Genomic DNA, 21722 nt, shown 5'->3' with positions numbered 1-21722 from the left:
CAGTCGTTACCCGTTCAGTGCTTTGGCAATGCCCTCGGCCACGGCGGCGGCGTTGGACTCTCGGTGCTGTTTGTCTAACCAGATGGCGCGAGCCAGGCTGTCGAGGTCGTCTTCTTCGTGGGGCAGGTAGTAGCGCCGCAGCGCCAGCACCTGCTCCAGGGGATTGCGCTCGATGGCCTCGGCGCGCGCGGTCAGTTTTTTACGGTGATCTCCAGGGTGGGGGCGAACTGCTCGTTAATGGCTCCCGCCAACTGCAGGGCGGCGCCCGGGCGCTTGAGCAGCTCGTCCAGCGCAGCCTTGCTCTCCTGGCAGACGATCTTCTTGAGGTAGTTGTGGGCCGGCGCCACCTTGTCGCTCGGCATCATGTCGTTGATGAAGCCGTTGTAGGCGGTCATGGTCGGCTCAAAGCTGATGTCGGTACCGGCCACAGTCAGGGTCAGGGTCTTGCTCATGGGATTGTCTCCTCTTGGGTAATCCAGTTGTTCAGGGTGGTGATCTGGGTTTGGCAGCGGCGCAGCGCCGTCTGCAGGGTGGGGATAAACCGCACGGCATCGCCGTAGGTGCTCCCCGTGAATTCAGGCTCCGGGCAGTGGGGTACCAGCCCCGGCGGCGGCAGCCGCTTGACCACCCGGGTTTGCACCACGGTTGTGGGCTGGCTGGAGCAGGCGCAGAGCGCCAGCAGGCAAAGGCTCGCGAGCGCAATCCGGGCGGCCTGCCGGTGGCGTGGCCAGGGCTTGTTGCAGGTCATCGGTGGTCTTCCTGTTCTGGTTGTCGAGCTCGGCCAACGCCGCGTTCTGGTGGTCGAGCAGTTGGCGCAGGGCGCTGTCTTCTTGCCGCAGTGTCTTGAGCACACTGCCCATCTGGTCGTTGGCCTCTCGCAGGGTGGCAATGGTCTCGTTGGCGGAGGCAAGCTCCCGGGTGCGTTGGGTGAGTCGCTCCCCCTGGGCAAACAGCAAGCTGCCAATCACCAACCCGATCAGGGTCGGCAACAACCGGATGAGCGTGCTCATGCCAGCACCCCGCCGAACTCGGTGAACTTGGCCAGCAGCTCAGCCAGCTTGTGCTCGCGCTGGCCGTAGCCGGCGCCGGGCAGGCTGGCCCAGATGTTGGCGCACTTGCTGATCGCCTGGGGGATGCGTCCCTTGATCACGTCGTCCAGTGCCTTGCGCTCACGGATAAGCTGGATGGCCCAGGTGTCCTGGGAGACGGGGCCAAAGTCCGGCAGGCCGAGCGCCGCCTGGTAGTGGCGCCAATGGCGGGACAGGAACTGATAGCGCCCGGCGGCGGTGCTGTGCAGGGTCGGGTTGACCCGCACCAACACATCGGGGTGTTCGCGGTAGTCCTGGAAGAACCCGGCCGGGTTGACCAGCTTGTTGTAACCGTCGTCGCCCAGCCCCTTGGTGCCCTCGGCATAAGAGATCAGGTCGAGAAAGGCGGCCATCTGGGGGTGGCAGTCACTGCGCGGCATTGTTGTCCTCCTTCTTGCTAAACATCAGGGCCGCCCGGTCGCGGATGATGTCGATCCCGAGCAGCCCCACCACACCGCCCAGGAAGGGGGTGGCCTCCTGGGGGATCCCGAGCAGGTGGGTCCCGGTGGCGGCCGCCAAGGTAATGAGGCCGTACAGCAGGGATTCGATCAGCCGGCGGCGACCCCGCCCACCGGCGTAGGTGATGCGCAGGAAGGCGATGGCCAGCGCCAGCAGGGCCCCATAGACGGCGGGCCAGTTGTCCATCAGCCAGGCCAGCAGGGCGGTGGCGAGGGTCGGGTCTTTATGAGGCATGTGGTTCATGTCCGTAGCTCTGGTTAGCGGGCCAACCGTTCAAGGCGGGTCTGGCAGGGGACGCACAGGCGCACCCCGGGTACGTGGCGGCGGCGTCCCTCGGGGATGTCGTCGTCGCACTCTTCGCATTGGTGCAGGCTCTCCCCCTGGTAATGCCCCTTGCCCACCTGGTTGGCGAGTTGGACCGCCAGCATGCGGGCGGCGTGATGGTTGGCGCGATCGATGTCGTCCAAGCTTCCCCCTTAACCCAGCAGGTGGCGGGTGTCTTCCTTGGAGAGGTAAGGCACGCCGTTGAGGTGAACGAAGTCGGGGGAGGTCACAAAGCCTTTCACCTTGTGCACGCTCTTGCTGCCCCCCTTGGGATCGATGTCGAGCAGGTCGGAGACCAGCAGCTTCACCCCGAAGGCCTCCACCTTCATGGTCTCGGTGCCGGTGTCGGCGTAGAACAGCACATCGTCCGGCTCCATCCCGCGCCAGCTCCCCGCCCGTTTGGCGGCGTCGGCCAAGTGCGAGAAGTTCTTGGTATCGAGCTCGAACTCCAGCTCGGCGGCGACATCGCCATCGACGAAGCCATCCGGGATCCCCCGGGTTTGCGCCACGGCGCTGTTGTCGGTGATGGAGAGGCTGGCCTTTTCGACGTGGACCATGGCCCCCAGGAGGGTGGTGTCAAAGCTGGCACCGGAGATACGACGGGTCATGGGTTAGCCCTCCCCATTGTTGAGGCTCAAATCGAGCATGATGTTGACGGTGATCCCCTTGGGGCAGTCCACGGTGCGCACCACCACAAACACCGAGACCAGGTTCTTGGCGACCCACTGAATGCGGATATCGCCATCCTGGGGGGAGGCGATGTCGCCCGGGAACGGCTGGCCGTTGATGGTGGCGGCCTTGGCCATCTCCCGCAGATCCTTGCCGAAGTAGGTGATGGCGGCGGCGGTGCTGCCCGGGGTGGAGTTGAACGAGCGATCCCCGATGCGGGCGATGGCGCGTAGGCGCATCCGGCGCGCTACCTTGTAGGCAATGCGCAGGTTCTCGATCACCTGGTAGTCGCCGCCCTCGGCGTCCAGGGTGCGGCCATCGGCCCAGTAGATCCCGTCATAGTCCGGGTACCACATCGGCACCGAGTAACGGTTCTGCTCCAGGGTCTGCAGGGTGGCCAGTGGCAGCGGGATCCCGTCCTTGTCCACCGGCTTGTTGCCAAGGCCCACCAGGGCGCCGGTCTTCACCCGGCAGGGGCTGTCGGCGATGCTCACCGCACGGTTGCACAGGCGGCCCGCATAGGCGCCGGCCAGGGTTGGCCAAAGCTGCGGGATCAGGGAAACCGAGCTTGCCGCGATACCGTCCTGCAGGGTGGCCAGTTCGGCCTCGTAGGTGGACCAGTCCTGTTCGTCAGCGATGGCCGGTACGGCCAGCAGCATGAACTGCCAGCGCCCCCATTTGGCGATCAGCTCCTGATTGAGGGCGTGTGCGGCGTTGATGCCCGCCTGGTCCCACTCTTGCCCCAGCACCACCACCCCTTCAAACGACTGGGTCTGCTGGGCGTCGCGGGCCGCGTCCAGCCAGGGCTTGTCGGTGGGCAGGACATAGGCCGCCGCCGACCAGTTCTGGCCGGCGTTATCACGGGCGGCCAGCAGGTTGGCTTTGAGTTCGCTGTCTGCGGCACCGAGCAACTGATCGAAGTCGGATTGGGCGTTGAGGGAGAGCAGCTTGCCGGTGTTGCTGGCGGCGCTGCCGATGAACAGCAGGTGGCGCTCGACTTCCGTCACGGGCCCCTGCATCTGGTTCAAGTTGTTGATCTGTACGTAAGGCCACATGCCGTTATTTCCCCTTCATGTCTTGCTTGTTGACGTCCCAGCCGTAATCGATGCTCTGCAGGGCGCGGGCGAAGGCCTGTTGCCGCTGTCTGGCATTGGCGCCCAGGAACGGGCGCGCCGGCAGATGGATTTCCCAGCTCTCGGCCACCGGTTCGTCCTTGAGCTTCTTGATAAGCAACCCCGCCTGGGCGTAGTTGAGGTGGCCGGTGATCCAGCCGAGCGATGCCGAGCGGTATGAGCGCTTGCGCTGACCGGGGCGCTTGAACCCGAGCTCGCGCAGTTTGCGGGCCTGGGCCTTGGTGGCCTGCTTCTGCTTGCTGCCTTCACTGGGAGCAATGCGTCGCCGGCTGGCGGCCGTCACCTTGTAGGTGTGCCCCTTCTGATGGGTGTTGGCGATGACCCCGGCGTGGGCGCTCATGGTGCCTTTCTTGAACCCGACCTCGGCCACGTCCTGGCGCGGCTCGTGGATCACCAGCAGCTTGGGCAGGCCGCGCAACATCTTGCGTTTGCCCCGCTTGCGAGGGGCCCAGGCATTGCCGTTGGGGTCTTGCTGCTGGCGCACGTGACGGGCGGCCAGCTTCTTCATCTCGTTGGCGGCGCGCCATACCAGGCGCTTGCGCTGCTTGGGCGGCAAGGCCAGCAGGTTGAGCTGGTCTTTGCCGCGACGGGTGTCCAGGGTGATGGTGATCATGAGAGGCCACCCACTTGGTGATCGCCGGTCTCACCCACGTTCAGGTCAATCTGTTCGGCCACCCAGATGTCATAGGGGGCCACGTTCCAGCGCTTGCCGAGCCAGTTGATGGGCCCTTGCGGGTGCTCGATAAGCCGCAGCGGCTCGGCGAAGGGGAGCTGGATCTCGAGATCGGCGGTCTGCTCGTCGTTCGGGGTCACGGCGTACTCGGGATCGGGCAGGTCGAGCTGCCCGCGTACCTCATCGTGCTCCTGCACCCAGGCGGCGACGGCCGCCAGCAGAATGGCAGGATCCAGCTCACGAAACGGCAGTTGCTCGATGGTGAACACCGCCTGATAGGTGAGCCAGGCCACATCCACCCCGGTGGGCCCCATGTTCCTGGGTTCGAGCTTGATGGTGCCGTTCTCCATCCAGCTATCCAGGCGCTTGTGGCACTTGGCCGGCAGTACCCGCAGCAGCTCGGCGTGGAGTGCCTGCAGGAAGTAGCCCTGGGCCTGCTGCTCGTTCATGGCTGCGCTCATATCAGCGACACTCCCGCCCGGTGCTTTCCCTTGATGCTGCGCACCAGTTGCTGGCTCTCGGCCAGCAACTGGGCGCGCTGGTCCGGGGAGCGCTCCACCTGGTTGTTGGCGGTGGCCCGCTCGGTGACGCTGGCGAACTCCGGCAGCAAAGCCGCCTTGGCCCGGGCAAACACGGCGGCCAGGTACTGCTCGGTCAGGGCGTTGTTGCCACCTTCCAGGCTAGGCCCCGGCACATCGGCGGCGCTGGCGTAGCCCTCGGCCATCAGCGCGGCCTGACGCATAGCCAGTTGCAGGTTGATCTCGGAGACGGCGGCCAGCAAGGCGGCGCCTGTGGTCTGCTGGTTCAGATCGGCAGGCAGGGCACGGCGGCGCTCGAAGTCGGCGACGGCCACATCCGGCCAGAACCCGTCATTGCGGATAGTGGCGGCGCTGTAGTCGATGTCCTTGCCTGCAAACATGGATTGCCTCGCTGGTTGAATGGGTGCACCCCTGAAGCCACGCAATTGCCGCTGAGTTAGCCAGAGGCTGCTCATGGCATTCGCGCCGGGGTGCGACGGCGCGGAGAGTCGATTCGTTATTCGGGATTGAGCGCCCGCAGGCGCATGGCAATCTTCTGGCGCAAGGTGCCGACGCCCACCTTGCCGTGCAGTTTGTCGGCCTGGGCCAGCCAGTGGTCGGCCTGCTCCAGGGTGGCGCTGTCCCCCACGGCGCTGGGGCGGGGCTGGCCGTCGTGGTCGCGCAGCAGCAGGCAACCGGCGGCCTTGAACCACTTGGCGGTCAGCCGCTCGTTGAGGCGCCAGTCATTGCGCACCTTGTCGAACACCCGGGAGAACCAGGGCTCTACGGCATGCCCCTCGGCCGCCTGCTTCTCGGCCCACTCCAGCACGGAGTCAGCCACGAAGTGGGCCCAGTCGCGCTTGATGTTGGTCGGGGTGCGCTGGCCCTGGGCGATGGCGAGATCCGCCCAGGCGATGCCGGCGTCGAAGTCGCCCACATCGAAAGCCCAGATGATGAGGCGCTGGAACAGCTCGTTCTGATAGGGCTGGCCGGACTCAGCGACGGCGGCCAGATAGCGCTCCACATAGGGGCGGTACTTGGGCATCAATTCGTCGCGCTTCATGTTCACCCGATCCCCGATGCGGGCCAGCTTGCGCAGCCGGACCATGTCCTGCTCCAGGGCAATCAGTTGCAGGTGCAGGCTGTCGGCCACCGCGCCGGTGGCGACGCCTGAGCTGGCGGCCTGCTGGGCCCCCTGCACGGCGTGCACGCGCTGCTTGTGACGTTGACCGGGTGAGCTCATGGCTTAGACCTCGGGGGCCGCTGGCGCGGCGCCGATCTCGATGTCGGCCTCTTCAAAGCCGCCATAGGCCAGGTGCTCGCCGAGGGCATAGCCTTCCATGCGCCAGTACTGGTTATCGAAGCACTTCTTGTCCTGGTTATCGTCTGCTTTGCGCTTGCGGGTGCCGCGCTGGGTGTAGATGTGCAGGTTGTCCAGGGTGGTGACCACCATCCGTCTGCCCGGGAAGAAGGGCGGGATGTAGGCGCGGCGCCCGGCGATGGACTCGGCCAGCTTCTGGGCGGCGATCTGCTCGCTCGGCTTGGTGGCTTCGCTGTAGAGCTTGGCCTGGGCGGCAGCGATAAGGTCGGTACCGACCAGCACCACCAGACGCGGGTCCTGGCGGAACAGGGGATCGATGGTGGTGTTGATAAGATCGGAGGCCATCTCGTCCAGGGTCTTGTAATCCCCCTTGCCGTCCGGGTCGAAGTAGATCTTCTTGCCGGCCTCGGCCTTGATGATCTGGCTGCCGTCGTTCCACTCGCGGGCGATCTGGTGCCAGCCCTTGTTGACGTCTTCCCCCAGCGGGTGCTCGACGGGATCGGTATCGGCGGCCGCTTCCACGCCGTTCCAGCCGACCCGCAGCATGTCCAGGGCAAACGCCTTGTTGATGAAATCGCCCACCAGGCGCAGGAACTCGCCCTCGCTACCGGCGTTGGCCCAGACGCACAGGGTCGCCCAGTCCAGCGAAGCGCAGGAATCAGTCTCGGTCAGCTCGTAGGTGTTGCCATCGACGCCGATCTTGCCGTTGAAGCGGCCGTTCTTCTTGCGGCCGGTGAACAGCTTGCCGATGCAACCTGCACCACCTGGCCCTTGATCTGGTCCACGTCCAGGCAGGTGATGAGGCCGAGGAATTCGACGGAGGCGAGCAGGGCCGCGCGCAGGCCGGTTTCCACCGGGCCGGTGACGCTGAACTGCTTGGCCAGGGCGTTGACGGGGATGCCGTAGGCCTTGGCCAGGGCATTGCTGTATTGCTCCAGGCGCTGCATGGCCTGGACGGTAAGAGTCTGGCTCACGGTCGCTCCTTAATAGACTGCAGGGGTATCGTCACCGCCGAGGGCGCCCGGGCGCTGGCCCGGCTTCTCGACAGAGAACTGGTCGATCTTGCCGTTCAGCTCGCCGAACTTGTCGGTCAGGCTGGCGAGGGTCTGTTCCAGCTTGCTGAACTGCTCGGTGGTGATGCCGGGCTTCTCTTCCACCTTGTCGGGTTCGGTGGCCGTCGGAGCCGGTTGCTCGGGGGTGGGCTTGGTCTCCAGCTTGGCGCTGAATCCATCGATCTTGGTGCCAAGGCCATTGAGGGCCCCCAGCATCTGATCGAACTGTTCTTTGGTCATTTCCTCATCCTCGGGTTGGCTGGGGGGAGTCGTGGGCGCTTGCTCGCCATGACTGGCCAGGAAGCTGAAAAACTTGGCGATCAGGCCATCGGCCTTTTCGTGCTTGGGCAGCTTGAACGTGGAGAGGTCCAGCGGCTCGCTGGTGCCAACGGCCTGCCCCTTGTTGCTGTTGCTGAATTTGAGATGGGTGGTTCCGATGCTGGCCGGTTCGTCGGTGACGCCGAGGCCCAGCAGGTAGGTGCGGCCCAGATCGGCGAAGTTCTCGAAGGGCTCGATGGAGCAGAACTGATACTGGCCGCTCTGGTTGTAGTAGATGAGATCCCGATTAGGGCAGAGGATGGCGAACAGCTTGAGCTTACCATCCACCTCTTCGGTCTTGAGCGCCTGCACGGTGCCGTAGCTGGACCAGCGATCGTGATCGGGCCAGATGACGGCGGTGTAATAAGTCGGGTCGTAGGTCTCGGCCATGTCGGTGAGCCAGTCGCGGGTAATGTCCCGCCCGTCCACCGCTTTGCCTTCGGTGGCGATACAGACCCAGCCAGTTCTCAAGGTTGATTCGTTCATGCCTGCTCCCAAGTGATGCGGGCTCAGGCTATCGGGTCGGCAAGGGGGTTTCACGCTATGGCGTTCTGCTGGATTCGGATCCAGCAGGAAATCCGAATTGCTCAGAACATCAGTGGGATAAGTGGGGGGAGGGGGCTGGCTATGATGGCGCCATCATTCACCGGATGGAGGCGCCGTGGCGTACCCCGAAGAGATCCGCAATGCGGCGAAGGGACTCTACCTTAAACGATGGACACCCCAGGAGATCAAGGACGAACTGGGGCTCAACTCCTGTCGCATCATCTACTACTGGGCCGAAAAGCTCGGCTGGCGCGACCTGCTGACCGAGGAAGCGGTCGAGGATGCCATCAATCGCCGGGTGCAGGTGTTGCTGCATCGGGAGAAGAAAACTCCAGGCGAGCAGGAGGAGCTGGACCGGCTCATCGGCCACCATGTCAGCCTCAAAGAGAAGGCGCTCAAGTGGGCCGAGCGCGAGCAGGCCCTCAAGGCCCAGCGTGAGCAAGGGCATGAGCCCGGGCCCAACCGTGGTAAGCACCAGGCTGGCGGCAGCCGCAAGAGCCGCAAGAGCGGCAAGAAGGCCAAGAACGAGATCGGGCACCTGACGGCCGATGACTTTACTGAATGGCTGGGCACCCTGTTTGGCTATCAGTTGCGGATGCGGGAGGCCAAGAACGACCCGGCGCTGCCGCGAACCCGCAACATCTTGAAGTCCCGCCAGGTCGGCATGACCTACTACTTCGCCGGCGAGGCGCTGGAAGATGCGGTGCTGACCGGCGGCAACCAGATCTTTCTGTCCGCCACCCGGGCCCAGGCGGAGGTGTTCCGCTCCTACATCTGCAAGATTGCCCAGACGTTCCTCGGCGTCACCCTGACCGGCAACCCCATCGTGTTGTCGAACGGGGCCGAGCTGCACTTCTGCTCCACCAACTCCAACAGCGCCCAATCCCGCTCCGGTAACGTCTACATCGACGAATACTTCTGGATCCCCAACTTTGAGAAACTCTCGGACGTGGCCAGCGCCATGGCGACCCAGAGCCACTGGCGCAAGACCTACTTCTCGACCCCGTCGAGCAAGGTGCACGAGGCGTACCGCTTCTGGACCGGGGATCGCTGGAAGGGGCAGCGCCCGAGCCGGGTGGCCATCGACTTCCCGGGCGAAGATGACCTACGAGATGGCGGCCGCGTCTGCCCGGACAGGCAGTGGCGCTACGTCATCACCATCGAGGACGCCATTCGCCTTGGCTGCCACCTAATCGACATCGAGGAGCTCAAAGACGAGTACCCGGAGGAGGTGTTCGACCGCCTCTACATGTGCCGCTTTATCGACGATGCCCTGTCGGTGTTCAAGTTCCAGGACATGGAGCGGGCAGGGGTGGACCCGACCCGGTGGGAGGACTACAAGCCCGGCCGGCCCGACCCGTTCGGACGTCGCGAGGTGTGGATGGGTTACGACCCGAGCCGCACCCGCGACAATGCCACCCTGGTGGTGGTCGCCCCGCCCACCGTCGCTGGCGAGCGCTTCCGGGTGCTGGAAAAGCACTACTGGCGCGGGCTCAACTTTCAGTTCCAGGCGCAGGAGATTGAGCGCATCGCCAAGAAATTTCGGGTCACGTATCTCGGGGTCGACGTCTCCGGCATCGGCGCCGGGGTGTTTGACCTCTTGAAGCCGGTGTTCAAAGGGGTATGCCACCCCATCAACTACAGCATCGAGAGCAAGTCGCGGCTGGTGCTCAAGATGATCGACGTGGTGGAGGCGAACCGCATCGAGTGGGACAGCTCGGATCGGGACATCCCGCTCGCCTTTCTCGCCATCAAGCGCAGCACCACCGGCGGTGGCCAGATGACGTTCCGCGCGGCCCGAGACAATGTGACCGGACACGCCGACGTGTTTTTTGCCATCGCCCACGCCGTGGCCAATGAGCCGCTCGATACCCACCGCAAACGTAAATCCACCTGGGCAACCAGCCAGGAGAGAAAGGCAGCATGACCAAGCGACACAAACCCCAATCGGCCCAGACGGTCACCTCACCCAACCGCAGCGCCGTGGCCTTCAGCATGCCGGAGGCCATCGACCCCACGGCCTGGATGACCGATTACACCGGGGTGTTCTACAACCCCTACGGCGAATATTACCAGCCGCCTATCGAGCGCAAGGGGTTGGCCAAGGTGGCCAGGGCCAACGCCCACCATGGGGCCATCCTGATGGCAAGGCGCAACATGGTGGCGGGGCGCTTCACCAACCAGCGCGCCATCATCACGGCGTTCGTGCACAACTACCTGCAGTTCGGGGATGCGGGCCTGCTTAAAATTCGCAATGGGTTTGGCCAGGTGGTGGGGCTGCACCCGTTCTCCAGCGTCTACCTGCGCAGGCGCGAGGATGGCTGTTTTGTCTACCTGCAGCAGGGCAAGCCGAACCTGATCTACCGCCCGGAGGATGTGATCTGGCTGGCCCAGTACGATCCCGAGCAGCAGGTCTATGGCATGCCCGATTACCTGGGCGGCCTGCAGTCGGCCCTGCTCAACCAGGACGCCACCCTGTTTCGGCGCAAATACTTCCTCAACGGTGCCCACATGGGGTTCATCTTCTACGCCACCGATCCCAACATGGACGACGACACCGAGGAGGAGATGAAGGAGATGATCGCGAGCAGCAAGGGGGTGGGGAACTTCCGCTCCATGTTCGTCAACATCCCGGACGGCAAGCCCGATGGCATCAAGCTGATCCCGGTGGGGGACATCGCGACCAAGGATGAGTTCGCGGCCATCAAGGGGATCACCGCCCAGGATGTACTGACATCCCATCGCTTCCCGGCGGCGCTAGCCGGCATTATCCCGACAAATGGCGGGGGAGGGCTCGGGGATCCCGAGAAGTACGACGCCACCTATGCCAGGAACGAGGTGCTGCCGCTCTGCGAGCTGGTGCAGGACGCCATCAACAGTGCAGGACTCCCTCGCTCCCTTTGGGTCGATTTTCGGGAGAATATAGGCTCCACTGTATAAACAAACAGTAATTGCTGTGGCAAAATAGCTCGTTGATTTTTATGGGGAAGGGGGGAGCTGATGCGGGTTTACTGCAAAGTGTGTGGCCAGCGGGGCCGCATTACCAAGACCAACCGACTGAGCGATGATGTCTCGGATCTCTACTGCCAGTGCACCGATGCCGAGTGTGGCCACAGCTGGGTGGCCACCTTGTCGTTCGCCCATACCCTAAGCCCCTCGGCCAAGACCACGAACCAGCTGGTGCTCAGCTTGGTGGGGTCGCTAACGCCAGAGGGGCGACAGATGGTACTCAAAGGGCTTGGGGCGCAATAGCGCCCCCAATAATTGTTTCCCTCTTTCGCATATTGGTTTTCTGTCAGCCATTATCCCGATACCGGTCGCCGCAGTCTCCCCCCTCTTTGCTTGTTGCCATAAAAAATGACCAAAAAACAACCCCATAGATAACTTCTTGCTGACTAGCGCGATTAGCATTTAATATGCTATTCATTCGGCCCCAACTGTCCTAAAGGTAACTGAGCTATATCTGATGGTTGTAGTTTCCTCAATCCAATTAAAAGCAGCATGCTGGGAGCTGAAACCCCGTGCGGTAGCTATGTCGTGTTTGATGAGAGCTACGACAAGAATGTCTTGTAGTTGGGTAGAAAGGCAAGATTCCATATATCCAGTTGAGAGTATTGAAATATTCTTGGTATTTTCAATATCTTAATAGTTGTATTGGATATATCCGAAATAGAAGCTTATTTCTATGTGAAAACTTACGCATAGTAGCTAGTTAGTCGTCTCCTGAGGTAAAAATGAAGCAAGAAGATATGGATTGGTATGAGTTTCAAGAAGTGATCTGCGAGCATTTTCGAGCTTTGGGTGCTGACGCTCAAACGAATGTGACAGTTAAAGGAGTTAGGACTAATCACGATATCGATATTTTGGTTAAAACAAAATTTTTAGGGCAAGATATTACTTGGATTGTTGAAGCGAAATGTTGGAATAGTAAAGTCAGCAAATCTCATGTTCTGGCCTTGAGAACTATCGTAGACGATGTCGGTGTTGATCGTGGATTTATTGTTTCAAAAAAAGGTTTTCAATCCGGGGCTGTTGAAGCTGCAATAAATAGCAATGTAAAGCTTAAAACGTTCGAGGAGCTAAAATCTGAAACTAAGGGGATGGTTGAGACTGAAATAATAAAAATGTATAGCAAACGGCAATCTTTACTTGAAGACCGCTACTGGTCACACTCAAAAAAAATGAGGATAAAATATGGTCTTCGAGAGGGCCTGTTTGATTACTCTATGAACTTTTCTGGTCAGCTCATATTAATCGCAGCGAGAAAGGCGATTATGGCTGCAGAAGACTTTCGCTATCCAATCGTCATTGAAAATTATCTAAAAGAGCAGCAGGGTGACCCTGTTGTTCATAACTTCCAACAGTTACAAAACTGGTTGAACTTGAACCTTAATTACTTCGAAGAAAAGCTAATTGAGGCAGAATGGTCAATGTACCAAAATGGTGACTATAAGCCAGACTTAGTTAGAACTCTCGAAGGAGAAATACCTGTAAGTTTGATGTCGGCGCAAGCTATGTATCGTGCTGAAACAAGAGACGAATAAAAATATTTAAAAGAGATATTAAATGCTTAGTATTTCGACACAAATTGACTAAGATGTTTTTGGTGCAATAGTTTATGTTAGGGTCATTATTTACTTGTTAATGAAACATCGTTCATCTTTGATGAGAGAGATTTTTATGTCTAAAGAAGAAAGAGACCATGTAGAGTTGGAGTTGTCACATTCGAGGGATAAAGGGCTTTCACTTAAGGCTAAAGGTGCTGGTGTTCTAATATTGTTGTGTTTGACAATTGGAGGGATTATTTTTTTATCCTATACGGCTATAACGAGTGAATCAGATAGAAGTATGATTGTGATGGTCCCGATTATTTTCCTCCTTTATTTGTCATATTCGTTACTCGCAATTATGGGTACTATGTTTACTGATCATGTATGGGAGGTGAAATCTCCAGAAGATTAGTAGGTTAATTTGCATAATAAACTCCTCGAAGTTACTGTTAATGTGTGTGCTTTTTGTCCCTTTCTCTTCGTGTGGTTGTAGCTGTTGTGTATGAGTTTTATGGTAATGTATCGTGGGATCCTTAGTTGGGCGTTAGGCATCTTCGAAAAAAGAGGAGTAAACGAGTGAGGTGTATTTTTTGCAAAGGCGATTCATCACTCAGTAAGTCGGTAGAACATATAATTCCTGAGTCACTAGGTAATTCGAAGTTGACTTTGCCTATAGGAACAGTTTGTGATTCTTGCAATAACTATTTTGCTACTCATATTGAGAAGCAAATTCTTGAGTCTGGAGAGTTCACATACCTTAGATTTAATCAGGAACTGAAAAACAAGAGAGGGAGGATCCCTGAGGTCGACATTTTATTTGGGGACAACATTGTAAAGGCCCACCGATTTGGCAAGCTCGACTTCGCATTTAGATCAGAAGATTTCGCTAAGATCGAAAAGTACCTGAGTACGTCGTGTCAGGGAGAGATGAAGATCCCAATCTCTGGAAAACCGCCCAATGAGTTACTGGTCTCACGTTGGCTGGCAAAGATGGCGCTTGAAATGCTGGCCTACAAATGTCTTAAGGTTGATGGTTTGATTAATTACATTATTGAACACCAAGGGCTTGATCCAATTCGGAAGTTCGCCAGAGCACCTAGATCTGGCCAGACCTGGACCTATTCTAAGCGCCGAATATACAATGCAGACAAGGTGTTTATTGTACCTGATGAACAAAAGGGACAAATGATCTACGAATGTGACATATTGGCTACGGGCACAGCTGACAGTAGCGAGTACTCATGTACAGAACCTTAAGCGGCAAGCGAATTAATAATACCGTCTAACGTGTTGTTTTGCTTGGATTTTCTCTGCCTACTCTTTTTGCCGTTTTTGGATAAATACACCATTGCCCACTCCAACTTCTCTGTTATTTCCTGCCACGCACCATGGATGATGCTCGCCAATATCGGCATTAACCAAAGCGCGCTGTTTTTGGCAATCTTCAGCATCGATAACTCCGCGCTGCCAATCAGCGTCAGCGCCAGCCGACGTTTGACCAGCAAGGCCAGCAAACTAGCCCAGATCAAGCCTTCCGCTATCGCTTTTTGTCGTGTCGCGAACGCCTTCAACCGGTTATGTGATTTCAGCTCTTTGAACAACAGTTCGATCTGCCAACGGCAACGATACAATGCCATCACCTTCTCGGCTGGCCATCGCTCACGCGGAAGATTGGTCATCCATATACAGAACCGTTTTTCCTCTGCAAACCAACGTCTTATGAGTCGATATTTATACTTTCCCGAACTCACATCCAGATCCAGAACCTCGGCTCTGCAGCTTCTCCGATCGATATCCTTGAGCTTTTTTCCGAGTAACTTGGGCATTTCCCTGCCGTCCTGTCGGTAAGCTGCCTGTACTTTGGGATTGAGATTTTGACTCCCTCTGACCAGATAGCTTCCTTTGGCTTTGGTCACATCAGCAAAGTACTCGCGGCTGATGTAACCGGCATCCGCCAATAACAGTTTGTTATTTAACGAATTTGCGGCCGGAAGATGCTTGCGCTCCGATTCGGTATCCGCCGTGATACTCATCGATATCGGCGACTGGTCCAGCAAGGACATGGTCATATGACACTCTACCGCAGCGGGGCTGTGCTTATTGAATCGGCCCGGGAAATGTTCTGCCAATTGCGGATGTAACGCGAATGACGACCCGTCCTGCAGCAGTACCTGCTCAAAGCCTGCCAGTCCGTGGGCGTCCGGTAGACACTCCTTGAGGCGTAAGGCGATGGCTCGTTCAACCAGTGCGCGCATGAACAAGGGAAAACCCTGCTTGCGTAACTGGTTGTGAAAGGGTTTATACGCTATTTGGTCAGTATCATGGAGCTGCAACGCATTGAAATGGCGATGCAAACCAGCAATACCATCCACCTTGTCGCAACCAAGCCCTGAGAGCAGAGCCGGGAGTAGTCTCGCAGGCTGGATATCCCGGAGTCGCTGACAAAAACCGGTAAATTTACCGATCCGGTTGAGTTCAGAAGAGCTAAGAAGTTGCTTGAGGTACTGGGTTGCATTGATAATAGTCATGGCTTCGGGCGTGTCGGTTTTTTTTTGCGATTAAATCAGATCACAAACGAAGCCTTTTTTCTATCTATTTCAATTGGTTGTAGCTAAAGATCCTGTACATGAGCGAGTACTATTTTGTAGTGGCAATCTTCGGCATTGAGTACGCGATCAATATTGGAGGCGATAGTATGGATGGTTACCATGAATGGCTAAAACGCCATGATGGTATGTCACCACTTCAGATTGACAAGTGTGCCGTCCAGTCTGCGGATTCCTGACCTCGCATTGCACCAATACCAGCCCTGTACGAAATGGAGGATACAGGCCATCCGATTATCTAGGCGGCAGTACTCTTCGCAGCTGACGGTCTGCTTGCTGTTCATACCCACTCCTCGCTGCAATCGTCCTGTTCCTCCATCCATAGTGGCGCATCCAGCTTCTCCAGTTCTGTCCACATCTCCGACTGATAGGGCTCTGGCAGCATCTCGATCCAGCGGTGGGCCCCGGCGTGGCCTTGTGCTTGGTAGACCTTGCCGCAGAACTCAACCAGCATCGGCCAGTCCTGATCTCCTTCCGGTACCGCGTATTCATCCAGCTGGCTCTGTTCCGCGGGCGGCTGGCCATCGAGCTCCCAATCCTGCTCGCTCGGGAGCGATCTGCACGACTGCACCTGGCCGTTCTCCAGCCAGAGGGTGAAACCGTCAGACCTGACACTGGCGCCAGCCCGTAATCGGTCGATGGAGAAGTGCGATAATCCCCATTGTTCCCTCATGATCTGGTCTGCGAAGGTATAAGGATCTGGCCGCGTACAGTTATTGTCAGAGCTCCAAGGAGCCGGGCTGTCGCCCGACTTAACCCCAATACCCCAAGCCGAACCCTCGGCGGCCTTGGTGGCCTCGAAGGTACCGGCGGGCACTACTTCCCACCCGGTCAAATGGGTGCGTACACCCAGGCGGGCGGTGTGCAGGCCCATCAAGCGCTTGATGTCTTCGCCGTAAGCGTTGGCCTGCTCCTCGATGAGGTGGGCCAACTTGATGGGGTGTTCGGCCCGGGTCGCCAGGGCGCCACCCATGGCCTGCAGATAGCAGCGGAAAATCCCGTTATCCGCGGCAAAGCGGGCGGCCTCAAAGCGCGGGTCTTGCAACACCGGTTTGGGCGGCCCCACCAGATCGCCATACTTCTTGGCGTTGCTGATGCGGCGCAGCTCTCGCCATACACCGACAGGGGCTCCGCCGATCTGCTGAAAGGTGCGGATCCCCCACCAACTGGCCCAGGCACATGCATGCTTGGCGCCTTGATCAGCTGGGGTGTCAGACTCCTGATCACCATCCACATGCTCACCGTCAATGTTCTTGGCAATATAGGCGGCGATGTAGCCGGTGGCATCTCCCTTGGCCGGGTCTATCTCTTTCCAGTCAAAGCGGGGAGTGATGTCGGTGAAGGGCGGGCGCCCCTGGATATCGCGCACCAGCTCTTGATGATCATCGGTGAGGGCATAGCGTTGCAGGGTGCTGATCACTCGCCATTTGTTGGCAGGGCGCATAAAGAGCAGCATGTGCCAGTGCGGGGTGCCATCGTGATGTGGCTCGCACACCCGAAAGCCGTAGACGGGGGTATCTGCTCGCTTGAGAGCGGCCCGAGTCAGGCTCCATAGCTTGGCCAGATAAGCGCAGGTTTCTCGCGGCGTTGCCCCTTCATAGCGTTTGTTCTCTACGGTCTTGCCGTCGTGTTTCTGTGTCCAGGCATGAAAGCGGGAAGGTGCCGTCCAGGTGAAGAAGACCCCCACATGCCCTTGCTCTTCGGCGTAATCTTCAAAGCCGCGCATCCGCACCATCATCTCGTTGCGGCGGTTGACCGGGTTGGCGTTGCTGGCCTCCCAGCAATCCTTCATCGAGATCACCAGGTCATGCTGTTCGTTCATCACCTCCGACTCGGCCAGCCAGCGCATCATGGCGCGCTTGCGCTCGCGCACCACCTTCATGGTGGCATTCGACACATAAGCCGATACCCCCTTGCGCACCTTGCCGAGCACGATGTTGATGTGCTCCTGCAGTCTGTCCCAGGTGCGGTTGATGCGTTTTTCCCACCACTTGGCAGAGAGCAGGCGCACCATCACGCTCAGGATCCAGTTATCACGCACCTCCTCGGTTTTGAATTCGGGCAACTCCCCTATAAAGCCCCACTGGTCGGCAGGCTGGCGGATGGCTTCCCAGGTCAGTAGCAGATCCGGCTCATCGCCGGCTTTGATGCCCTGCTCGATGTTATGCCAGATGGCGGCCGTCTGGTTGGCGAACTGATGCGCCACCCGCTTGCGGCTCTCTTCATCGCGCAGGGCCTGCGGGTCCACTGGCAGGGCCTGGATAAGGCCGCGCACCAGCTTGGTCCGCTCACGAAGCCAGATGTTGCCATTGCGGGCATGGCGGGTGCTGCCATCTTTGCGGCGTCGCACGTATTGCTTGAACAGGGTCTGGCTGAGCTGGGGGGAGAGGCCATCGAGAACTTGCACGGCCCACGCCAGATCAGATTGGCCGGGGACGCCAACGAAAGCGGCGTCAAGATTGACGCCGGGCAGAGCATTGGAAAGGGTATCGATGCGCTGCCGCAGTGTCCTTTTCGACAGCGGCAGCCGGGTGGTTGTTCGACTCATTGGATGGCGGTACCAGATAACAAGCTGATGCGGGATTGGCAGCCTTGGATGCGCTGCTGCGCATGGGCTTTCATGCGGCGGGCTGCCGCACACTGGCGCAGCAGTAGCGTAATACTGGCCCGGGGTCGGGCAGGCAGCTGGCGCGCATTGGCCAGCTCCCGTTGATAAAGACGCAGCCGCGCTGCGTCTTCCCGATAGGTCTCTTGCCAGCGGTGCATCAGGCTGGCCAGCTCCTGCTGCAGCTGATGGGTCACTGGATCACCTCACCTTGTCCGTGCAGCGGGGCGCACTCGCGCCACCACTCGCCAATCTCCCGGGCCAGGGCGGTTTCACCCTGACCCAGCGCCAGCCAATAGACGGATCGCACGGCCCCGAGTGCCAGCAGCTCCCGGGCGATGTCTCTATCCCCCCGGGCTTCACCACCGGCGGCGATAAACTCGGCGCGGGCTGCCAGCCAGTGAGTGACCAGCGGGCCATGAGTCGGGGCCATGGCTGGCCCCTCTTCGTCATCGTCCTCACCGCTGTCGTCATCCAGCAGGGCGGCCGGATTGCAGGTGGCGACCAGTTGGAGCTGGATGTATTGCTGGCCGGAGTAAATCCCGCCCAGGGCGATGCGGTTATCTTCGGCATTGGCTGCGAACATGTCGGCCAGCAGCCCTTCGACGAGCTTGGGGGCCTGACGGGCAATCTTGATGGCGTCGCTCATGGGCAGGCCCTCCGGTTCAAGGTGACAAAGAGCTGGTGCCAGCCTTGGCTGGTTTTGCCCTGGGCACGCAGGTTGCGCCCTTCCGACCCGCGCAAACGCACACGGGTTAATCTGGCGAGGTTAAGGGGCAGCTCTGCAGCCCGGGCCAGTGCCTCCTTTTCCGATATGGGATGAAAGATCCGGCTCATGCCTGCACCTCCGGCGTGGCGATGCCAGTCAGCAGCCAATCGCAGTGGTGTTTCAGATCCGGGTGATTGGCGATCAGCAGGAACAGACCGCCGCCGATCTCGCGGTATCCCAGCTCATAGTTCTTGAGCGTGGTGGCTGGAATACCGAGCTGATCGGCAAACTTGGGGCGGCTTAGCTTCAACTGTTCCCGCAACTGGCGCAGGCGCTTGGCCGCATGGTGGTTGAGCAGGTTGATCTGGGTTGGTTGGGTGTGCATGGTCAGGCTCCTTGTGAAAGAGTGCAGGGATTGATGCGGCTGAACAGAGAAGCCCAAGCCAGTGCGGTGGTGCGTTCCATAAGCGCAATCCCGTCAGGGTGTTGGCTAAGACGGGTGCCATAGCGGCCCGTCAGCTTGCGTTGCTGGATGCGAAGGTTGCGCAGGGCGCAGGGGATCGCTAAAGTTGCCATGTCGACTTCCTCATACGTTGTTGATAAAGGCCCGCTTGGAGTTGCCGCTCCGTTATGCGGGCTTTTTACTGCCCGATAGGGCGCGGGCCTTGCCCGGTCATCTGGCTTGCCGCCAGCACGGCGCGCTTCAAGCGAAGCTTTGCCGCTCTCTCTTTCTTCTCCCTCTCGATATCCCCGATGGATCTGGTGTTCAGTGCCGGATGCCAGACTTTGCTGTCACAACCGCCGTGAAAGGCTTTCTGATACTCCAGCGCGATCACCGCCAGCCTGATCGCCTCACGCTGTGCATGGGGCAGGGCTGACAGGGTGGCGGTCATCAGTTCGCCCCGTGGCTGGCGGGCAATGGCACAGATGGCCGCTTTCTTGGTCTGGCTCAGTGCCAGCCAGTCGTTATCCAGACTTGAGCGTGTCTTGCTGAACAGCTCGCGCAACAGCAGGCAGCCGGCGGTATTCATGGCGAGCTGTTCGGTGGGCGTCAGGCCCGCCAAATTGCGTTGTTCATGTTCAATGCGTTGCATGGTGGTTTCCCCTTCACATGGTCGCGGCCTGCATCAGGATGTCTGATGCGCAGGCCAGGGCGGGCACCGCCTGAAAGCGGGCCTCGATGTCGTGGATCAAGATGGCGAGCGATCCCATTGCCGAGGTGGCCACGCTCACCAGGGTGTTGCGCTCCGAGCGGGTGATCCGGCCGCGGTCGGTCAGCTCCAGCGCGCGTTGGCCAATGCTGGCAATCTTGGCGTTCAGATCGATGGCCTGATGGGGCAGGGAAGGGGCCCGTTCTGCCTGGGGAATGGCAACGGCCGTCAAGCCACAGCCAAACAGGGCGCCATCGAACAGGGTTTCATCGCCCTCACTCGCCTGGGTGATGGCAATCAGCTCGGCCACTGTCAGTTCATGGGGCTGATCGGGGTTTAACTTGTTGCGCAGGAGCTGCGGATTCATGCCAGCCCGCTGGGCTATCTCGGCCATGTTGTGACTGGCGGCAAAGCGTTGGCAGGCGCTGATCCAGTGCGGATGTTTGCTGGCGTATTCGGTAAACATGCGAGCGTCTCCTTGACCCGTTATGGTGTTGGCAGATTCACGCGAGCGTCATGGTGACGTAGCGCTCGGCCTGATAACGGGCCTGCAGGAACAGGGCGTAAAGGTTGACCTCGCGAGGTGCGCCCGGGCCGTCTTGCAAGATGGGCAACTGGCCGCGGTCGGCGCGCTTTTTAACGGCCCCAATCGTTAAGCCCTGACGCTTGGCGTACTCCTCCAGGCTTTCGCTGACGCGATTGCCAAAGGGGTAATCAAGCGGCAACTGGCTCACATCGCTGGGGATACGGATGGGTTTGATTCGAGTAACCATGGTGAATCCTTCTCAGGGGGTTCAAACACAGGGGGTGGGTTGTTGCGGGGTGCTGTGCGCGCCGGCTTTCAATTTGCCGCCGGTCAGCACCTCGATCTGGTAGGCACGGCCTTGTGGAACATGGTCACGCCATTGAGAAATGGCTTGTGGCTTACAGCCCAGCGCTTGGGCCAATTTTGCAGCCCCACCAAAGTGGTCAATTGCATCTTGTTTCTTCATTTTCATCACCTTGTAAGGTTTACTTTCGAAAGCAAATGTAAAGCTAGGTGAATCATGATTGCAAGGAAAAACTTACAAAAAAGACAAGAAATCCTACGAAAGCAACTTGTAAGATTGCTTACATGAAAATAAATGAACGCATCAAACAGACACGGAAGAGACTCGGATATAGCCAAGAAATTCTCGGCTCACGAGTCGGTGTATCACGCGTTTCCATCAGTCAATGGGAGCGGGGAGAGAACACGCCTAATGGTCGCTATCTCAATGAGTTAGCTGCTGCGTTGGGGGTCACTGTTGACTGGCTCTTGACGGGGGAGGGGGATGCTCCTGCGTCATCAGGAGAGCAGCAAGTCGCCGGATATCACAACGTCGAACCGGCCGTGATCCCGCAAGGTACGCGCGTGCCTGTGCTGAGCTATGTTCAAGCCGGCCACTGGCACGAGATGTGTGAACAGGCCACGGCCTTCGATGGCAACGTCGAGTATGTGACGGCGGGGGTGGATGTCGGCCCTTGTGGTTTTGGCCTCTGGTTGCGTGGCCAGTCGATGGAACCCTTCTTTAAAGAAGGCGACCTCATCATCGTTGACCCCGACGAAGCGCCCCAACCAGGGGATTTCGTCGTGGCCAGGAACGGCAGCGAAGAAGCCACCTTCAAGAAGTACCGGCCCCGCGGCATCGACGAGAGCGGGCAAGAGGTGTTTGAACTGGTCCCCCTCAATGACGATTTTCCCACCATGCACTCCGACCGGCAGCACATCCAGATCATCGGCGTGATGGTAGAACATAGATCATATAGAAAAAGACAAACAGGGCGCTAATGCGTCCTGTTATTTTTTAATGCTGAACGATGAGGGAATAACGTGTCAGAGGGAATAAATGAGTGGACACCATCCGAGGCTGGCGAGATAGTTAAGTGTGGATTGGTTATGCCTATCTCGGCTACATGTACAGGATCTTTAGCTACAACCAATTGAAATAGATAGAAAAAAGGCTTCGTTTGTGATCTGA

Annotated in this window: 32 protein-coding genes and 2 pseudogenes; 9 read left to right on the top strand and 25 right to left on the bottom strand. The window is 58.9% G+C overall.

Annotated features, from left to right (window positions below; translation table 11 throughout):
* Positions 1-6: 6 nt before the first annotated feature.
* From H7R73_RS12410 to H7R73_RS12345, 15 genes and pseudogenes are all read right to left on the bottom strand, one after another.
* Complete coding sequence (locus tag H7R73_RS12410) at positions 7-150, bottom strand: DUF6890 family protein (protein ID WP_015985417.1); 144 nt, start codon at positions 148-150, stop codon at positions 7-9.
* Positions 151-191: 41 nt separating this feature from the next.
* Positions 192-452: a putative phage tail assembly chaperone gene (locus tag H7R73_RS12405; protein ID WP_041214418.1), complete on the bottom strand. Its 261-nt coding sequence runs from the start codon at positions 450-452 to the stop codon at positions 192-194.
* Positions 449-679 carry an Rz1-like lysis system protein LysC gene (gene lysC, locus H7R73_RS24190; RefSeq protein ID WP_232092785.1) on the bottom strand — a complete coding sequence of 77 codons (231 nt, stop codon included), beginning with the start codon at positions 677-679 and terminating at the stop codon, positions 449-451. Before lysC ends, H7R73_RS12405 begins: the two co-directional genes overlap by 4 nt.
* Complete coding sequence (locus tag H7R73_RS12400) at positions 576-1010, bottom strand: hypothetical protein (protein ID WP_103260177.1); 435 nt, start codon at positions 1008-1010, stop codon at positions 576-578. The genes lysC and H7R73_RS12400 overlap by 104 nt, the downstream gene beginning before the upstream one ends.
* Positions 1007-1468 (bottom strand): glycoside hydrolase family 24 protein, encoded by a 462-nt coding sequence (locus H7R73_RS12395; RefSeq protein ID WP_103260176.1) that lies wholly within the window; start codon positions 1466-1468, stop codon positions 1007-1009. Before H7R73_RS12395 ends, H7R73_RS12400 begins: the two co-directional genes overlap by 4 nt.
* On the bottom strand, positions 1455-1781 hold the full coding sequence (locus H7R73_RS12390; RefSeq protein WP_182951155.1) for a phage holin, lambda family: 327 nt from the start codon (positions 1779-1781) through the stop codon (positions 1455-1457). Before H7R73_RS12390 ends, H7R73_RS12395 begins: the two co-directional genes overlap by 14 nt.
* 23 nt (positions 1782-1804) lie before the next feature.
* A complete protein-coding gene (locus tag H7R73_RS12385) occupies positions 1805-2014 on the bottom strand; it encodes a TraR/DksA family transcriptional regulator (protein WP_048207751.1) in 210 nt (69 codons plus the stop codon).
* A gap of 9 nt (positions 2015-2023) precedes the next feature.
* Positions 2024-2479, bottom strand: coding sequence for a phage protein (locus H7R73_RS12380; protein WP_103260175.1), 456 nt, complete (start codon positions 2477-2479; stop codon positions 2024-2026).
* 3 nt (positions 2480-2482) lie between these two features.
* Positions 2483-3595, bottom strand: a complete 1113-nt coding sequence (locus tag H7R73_RS12375) for a DUF2586 domain-containing protein (protein ID WP_103260174.1) — start codon at positions 3593-3595, stop codon at positions 2483-2485.
* A gap of 4 nt (positions 3596-3599) precedes the next feature.
* On the bottom strand, positions 3600-4286 hold the full coding sequence (locus H7R73_RS12370; protein ID WP_182951154.1) for a phage virion morphogenesis protein: 687 nt from the start codon (positions 4284-4286) through the stop codon (positions 3600-3602).
* Positions 4283-4807: a phage tail protein gene (locus H7R73_RS12365; RefSeq protein WP_182951152.1), complete on the bottom strand. Its 525-nt coding sequence runs from the start codon at positions 4805-4807 to the stop codon at positions 4283-4285. The genes H7R73_RS12370 and H7R73_RS12365 overlap by 4 nt, the downstream gene beginning before the upstream one ends.
* Entirely contained in the window at positions 4804-5265 is a 462-nt protein-coding gene (locus tag H7R73_RS12360; protein WP_103260171.1) for a head completion/stabilization protein, read from the bottom strand. Before H7R73_RS12360 ends, H7R73_RS12365 begins: the two co-directional genes overlap by 4 nt.
* A gap of 116 nt (positions 5266-5381) precedes the next feature.
* Positions 5382-6107, bottom strand: a complete 726-nt coding sequence (locus H7R73_RS12355; RefSeq protein WP_103260170.1) for a phage terminase small subunit — start codon at positions 6105-6107, stop codon at positions 5382-5384.
* A 3-nt stretch (positions 6108-6110) separates the two neighbouring features.
* Positions 6111-7159: pseudogene (locus H7R73_RS12350) on the bottom strand (phage major capsid protein, P2 family).
* 9 nt (positions 7160-7168) lie between these two features.
* On the bottom strand, positions 7169-8041 hold the full coding sequence (locus H7R73_RS12345) for a GPO family capsid scaffolding protein (protein ID WP_103260168.1): 873 nt from the start codon (positions 8039-8041) through the stop codon (positions 7169-7171).
* A 175-nt stretch (positions 8042-8216) separates the two neighbouring features.
* Between H7R73_RS12345 and H7R73_RS12340 the strand changes: the two genes are divergently transcribed.
* The 7 genes and pseudogenes from H7R73_RS12340 to H7R73_RS24185 all read left to right on the top strand — a co-directional run bounded on the left by H7R73_RS12340 (position 8217) and on the right by H7R73_RS24185 (position 13908).
* Positions 8217-10028 carry a terminase large subunit domain-containing protein gene (locus H7R73_RS12340; protein WP_103260167.1) on the top strand — a complete coding sequence of 604 codons (1812 nt, stop codon included), beginning with the start codon at positions 8217-8219 and terminating at the stop codon, positions 10026-10028.
* Positions 10025-11041: a phage portal protein gene (locus H7R73_RS12335; protein ID WP_103260166.1), complete on the top strand. Its 1017-nt coding sequence runs from the start codon at positions 10025-10027 to the stop codon at positions 11039-11041. Before H7R73_RS12340 ends, H7R73_RS12335 begins: the two co-directional genes overlap by 4 nt.
* Positions 11042-11101: 60 nt before the next feature.
* A complete protein-coding gene (locus tag H7R73_RS12330; protein WP_103260165.1) occupies positions 11102-11353 on the top strand; it encodes an ogr/Delta-like zinc finger family protein in 252 nt (83 codons plus the stop codon).
* 482 nt (positions 11354-11835) lie between these two features.
* Positions 11836-12645 carry a restriction endonuclease gene (locus H7R73_RS12325; RefSeq protein WP_103260164.1) on the top strand — a complete coding sequence of 270 codons (810 nt, stop codon included), beginning with the start codon at positions 11836-11838 and terminating at the stop codon, positions 12643-12645.
* Positions 12646-12781: 136 nt separating this feature from the next.
* Positions 12782-13063 (top strand): hypothetical protein, encoded by a 282-nt coding sequence (locus H7R73_RS12320; protein ID WP_158657321.1) that lies wholly within the window; start codon positions 12782-12784, stop codon positions 13061-13063.
* A 164-nt stretch (positions 13064-13227) separates the two neighbouring features.
* Positions 13228-13374, top strand: a pseudogene (locus tag H7R73_RS24565) (HNH endonuclease); the annotation flags it as partial.
* Between the two features lie 204 nt (positions 13375-13578).
* Complete coding sequence (locus tag H7R73_RS24185) at positions 13579-13908, top strand: hypothetical protein (RefSeq protein WP_232092683.1); 330 nt, start codon at positions 13579-13581, stop codon at positions 13906-13908.
* Here H7R73_RS24185 and H7R73_RS12310 read toward each other — a convergent pair.
* Complete coding sequence (locus H7R73_RS12310) at positions 13905-15179, bottom strand: IS4-like element ISApu2 family transposase (protein ID WP_011191341.1); 1275 nt, start codon at positions 15177-15179, stop codon at positions 13905-13907. The genes H7R73_RS24185 and H7R73_RS12310 overlap by 4 nt on opposite strands.
* Positions 15180-15277: 98 nt before the next feature.
* Here H7R73_RS12310 and H7R73_RS12305 point away from each other — a divergent pair, with 98 nt between their 5' ends.
* The gene (locus H7R73_RS12305) at positions 15278-15436 is read left to right on the top strand and encodes a hypothetical protein (RefSeq protein WP_182951764.1); all 159 of its coding nucleotides are present in this window, start codon (positions 15278-15280) and stop codon (positions 15434-15436) included.
* Positions 15437-15537: 101 nt separating this feature from the next.
* Here the strand turns inward: H7R73_RS12305 and H7R73_RS12300 are convergent, their stop codons facing one another.
* The 9 genes from H7R73_RS12300 to H7R73_RS12255 form a co-directional block, all read right to left on the bottom strand.
* The gene (locus H7R73_RS12300) at positions 15538-17805 is read right to left on the bottom strand and encodes a replication endonuclease (RefSeq protein ID WP_103260162.1); all 2268 of its coding nucleotides are present in this window, start codon (positions 17803-17805) and stop codon (positions 15538-15540) included.
* Complete coding sequence (locus H7R73_RS12295) at positions 17802-18059, bottom strand: hypothetical protein (RefSeq protein ID WP_103260161.1); 258 nt, start codon at positions 18057-18059, stop codon at positions 17802-17804. The genes H7R73_RS12300 and H7R73_RS12295 overlap by 4 nt, the downstream gene beginning before the upstream one ends.
* On the bottom strand, positions 18056-18511 hold the full coding sequence (locus tag H7R73_RS24560) for a hypothetical protein (protein WP_371175569.1): 456 nt from the start codon (positions 18509-18511) through the stop codon (positions 18056-18058). Before H7R73_RS24560 ends, H7R73_RS12295 begins: the two co-directional genes overlap by 4 nt.
* A gap of 184 nt (positions 18512-18695) precedes the next feature.
* Positions 18696-18956, bottom strand: coding sequence for a helix-turn-helix domain-containing protein (locus tag H7R73_RS12280; protein WP_048207737.1), 261 nt, complete (start codon positions 18954-18956; stop codon positions 18696-18698).
* Positions 18957-18958: 2 nt separating this feature from the next.
* Positions 18959-19147, bottom strand: a complete 189-nt coding sequence (locus H7R73_RS12275) for a hypothetical protein (protein ID WP_048207736.1) — start codon at positions 19145-19147, stop codon at positions 18959-18961.
* 65 nt (positions 19148-19212) lie between these two features.
* Positions 19213-19665 (bottom strand): hypothetical protein, encoded by a 453-nt coding sequence (locus H7R73_RS12270; RefSeq protein WP_048207735.1) that lies wholly within the window; start codon positions 19663-19665, stop codon positions 19213-19215.
* Positions 19666-19678: 13 nt separating this feature from the next.
* On the bottom strand, positions 19679-20188 hold the full coding sequence (locus H7R73_RS12265; RefSeq protein ID WP_060389451.1) for a phage regulatory CII family protein: 510 nt from the start codon (positions 20186-20188) through the stop codon (positions 19679-19681).
* Positions 20189-20225: 37 nt separating this feature from the next.
* Complete coding sequence (locus H7R73_RS12260; RefSeq protein ID WP_103260159.1) at positions 20226-20495, bottom strand: DNA-binding protein; 270 nt, start codon at positions 20493-20495, stop codon at positions 20226-20228.
* 21 nt (positions 20496-20516) lie between these two features.
* On the bottom strand, positions 20517-20714 hold the full coding sequence (locus H7R73_RS12255) for a Cro/CI family transcriptional regulator (protein ID WP_048207733.1): 198 nt from the start codon (positions 20712-20714) through the stop codon (positions 20517-20519).
* Between the two features lie 122 nt (positions 20715-20836).
* Between H7R73_RS12255 and H7R73_RS12250 the strand changes: the two genes are divergently transcribed.
* A complete protein-coding gene (locus tag H7R73_RS12250) occupies positions 20837-21532 on the top strand; it encodes a LexA family protein (RefSeq protein ID WP_103260158.1) in 696 nt (231 codons plus the stop codon).
* The last annotated feature ends 190 nt before the right edge of the window (positions 21533-21722 follow it).

The organism is Aeromonas sp. WP2-W18-CRE-05, assembly GCF_014168615.1.
Taxonomy (GTDB): Bacteria; Pseudomonadota; Gammaproteobacteria; order Enterobacterales; family Aeromonadaceae; genus Aeromonas; species Aeromonas caviae.
The sequence above is the reverse complement of the archived record's forward strand: the minus strand, read 5'-3'. Positions and strand labels throughout refer to the sequence as shown.